General features: G+C 67.1%; 2 protein-coding genes. Both read right to left on the bottom strand.

Translation table 11 applies throughout. The features are described 5' to 3' along the window. Positions 1–101: 101 nt before the first annotated feature. Positions 102–872: an IS21-like element helper ATPase IstB gene (gene istB / locus ACPCXD_RS22855; RefSeq protein ID WP_159418243.1), complete on the bottom strand. Its 771-nt coding sequence runs from the start codon at positions 870–872 to the stop codon at positions 102–104. Continuing rightward, positions 869–2,443, bottom strand: a complete 1,575-nt coding sequence (istA, locus tag ACPCXD_RS22850) for an IS21 family transposase (RefSeq protein ID WP_423661202.1) — start codon at positions 2,441–2,443, stop codon at positions 869–871. Before istA ends, istB begins: the two co-directional genes overlap by 4 nt. Between the last annotated feature and the right edge of the window lie 178 nt (positions 2,444–2,621).

The following is a 2,621-nucleotide window of genomic DNA, read 5'->3' as shown; positions in this document are numbered from 1 at the left end:
TGTCAAGGGACATGAGAGCGTCCCTGTAGGCGGACAGGTCATGTCCCTGCGCGCGGACAGCTGATCTCCCTGTCGGCGGTCAGCCGATCTCCCGCACCAGGTCAGGTCAACGGCATCACCCCGCGTCCGGCGGTGGCGTCCTGCAGCCGCAGTGAGGTGCCCTCGGTGATCACGACATGCGCATGGTGCAGCAATCGGTCGACGGCGGCGGTGGCTAGGGTCTTCGGCATGATCGTGTCGAAGCCGGACGGGTGGAGGTTGCTGGTCACCACCACGCTGCGCCGCTCATAGGCAGCGTCGACGAGACGGTAGAACGCCTCGGCAGCAGCCTGCCCCGACGGCAGCATGCCGATATCGTCGACGACGATCATCTCGGCGCGAGTGATGCGGGTGATGGTCTTGGTGATCGATCCGTCCACCGCAGCCCGCCCGATCGCGGCGGTCAACGATTCGAGACTGAACCAGGACACCCGCATCCCCGCGTCGATGACCGCATGCGCGAGTGCCTCGACGAAGTGGGTCTTGCCGGTTCCCGACGGCCCGCTGACCGCAAGATTCTCGGCACGCCCCACCCACTCCAACGTGGCCAGAGCGTGCTGGGTGGGTAGCGGGATCGACGAATCCGTCTCGCGCCAGGAGGAAAACGTCTTGCCCGCGGGAAGCCCTGCAGTTTTTCGGCGCATCGCCTTCGTCGCCTCATCCCGACCGCGGACCTCCTCGTCGAGAAGAACCTTGAGGACCTCGGTGGGATCCCATCGCTGCGCTTTGGCGGTGGCCAGCACCTCCGGTGCGGCGGCGCGGAGATACGGTAGCCGCATCCGTTTGAGGACGGCGATGAGATCGTCGGGTAGTGGTGGTGCAGAGGCGTTCATGACCCGACTCCGGTTCCGGCGGCACCGAATCCCGCCCAGGCCGCGGTGCCGGGTTGGACCGAATGAGCCTCGTCGGCGACGACGAGCCCGGTCTCGGCTGCGGTGGCGGTGTGATGCGCGACGATCGCCGGCAGATCACCGTCGGCGAAGCGGCCGGCCTCGGCCGCGACCGCCAACGCGGCATCGACGGCGGCGGCGCCGACAAATGCGGCCAACTCGACCGCGCCGGTCATCTTCGCCCGGATCCGGACCGTCCCGGCCGCCGACGCGGCGATCAACCAGGTGTGCGCACCGGGGCCGAGGTCGAGGAACCGGGCCTCGGCCGCGGAGCGAGCCTTCGGGACCGGCGGCTTCGGTGACCCGTCCGAATCCTGCGGATGATCGGGATAATGCGCCGGGTCGATCTGCGGGTTGCCCGGTGTCGAAAGCAGATGCCGGGCAACCTCACTCAAACCCCGTCTGTTCTCAGCCCAGTCCGGAACCCGGGGCAGGGCATCGAGATCGGCCACGACGACCAGTTCGGTGCCGGCAACGCGCACCCACACTTCGGAGCCGACCAACCCGGGCGGGGTCGAATACCGCACTGACCCGAAGCGGATCGTCTGGTCGGTGCCGACACTGCGGGTGGTGCCCAGTGCCAGGGTGTGCGGGCTGGCCGGCAGGGTGTGCAGGCGGGCGCGTTCCTCGGCCACCGCCTCGGTGGGGATGCGGGCGCTTTCGCGGTGCCGACGGCCGTTGACGGTGGCGCAGAACCGCTCGCAGGCCGCCTCGAGTTCGACGAACGACACATAGTCCGGCAGCAGATTCGCGTCAGTGGGCACCAGATCGGCCTTGGCGATCTTGACGGTTGCTTCGCTGCCGCCCTTCGATTCCGGATCGTAAGGGATGCAGGTGTGCACGGTCATGCCGTAGTGGCGGGCGGTCTCGACGATCTGCGGATGCCGCACCGGGATTCCGGCGATGTGATCGATGCTCACGGTGCGCGGATTGTCGGTCAACGCGTAGGTCGGGACTCCGCCGAAGCGACGCACCGTGGCGTCGAGACACGCGATCAACGTCGGCAACGTCTGATCCCAGACCGGGATCACCACCCGGTAGCGGGACCATGCCAACCAGGCGCAGAACAACAAGGTCGAGCGTAGAACCCCGCCCGGGCCAGGAACTTTCGGGCCGTCGCCCCAGTCGAACTGCATCCACAACCCGGGCTCGGTGATCCACGGTCGATAGGTGCGGCGATGGCCGGCCTGCCATGCTGCTTTCACATCTGCGACGGCGCGTCGGGTGGTGCGTTCGGTGCCGTCGAAACCGAGATCGACGAGGCGTTCGTGGACGATGTCGGCGCGGACCTTGCCTTTACTGCGCTCGACCCATTCTTCGATCTTGGGCATGTAGTCGTCGATGATGCGTGGCCGTCGCGACGGGCCGGTCAGCGGCATACCGGCGTCTCGGGCGGCGACGTAGCGTCGGACGGTTTTCGGATCGACCCCGGCCAGCTGCGCTGCGGAGTGCGCGTTGCCGGTGGTGTCGTAGGCCTCGAGAATTTCCATGATGTCCCTGTCAGACTTCTTCATGCGTCCCTCCGGTGGGAGTTGCTCGTAGGTGGTCGAAGACCTCGAGCAAAACCCCGGAGGGGCGTCTGTGTCAGGACCGACACACCGCCGGCCCCCGTGTCCATCGGAAGGGAGATCAGCTGTCCGTCAGCAGGGACGAACCTGTCCGCCTATAGGGAGATTGGCATGTCCGCTTGCA

Source organism: Rhodococcus sp. AB351, assembly GCF_049538275.1.
Classification (GTDB): domain Bacteria; phylum Actinomycetota; class Actinomycetes; order Mycobacteriales; family Mycobacteriaceae; genus Rhodococcus.
Note: the sequence above shows the minus strand (reverse complement) of the source record. Positions and strands in the feature narration are given on the sequence as shown.

What these genes read in the sequence shown, in the direction of transcription:
- istB (WP_159418243.1), bottom strand. Translation starts at nt 872, where the DNA reads ATGAACGCCTCTGCACCACCACTACCCGACGATCTCATCGCCGTCCTC.
- istA (WP_423661202.1), bottom strand. Translation starts at nt 2,443, where the DNA reads ATGAAGAAGTCTGACAGGGACATCATGGAAATTCTCGAGGCCTACGAC.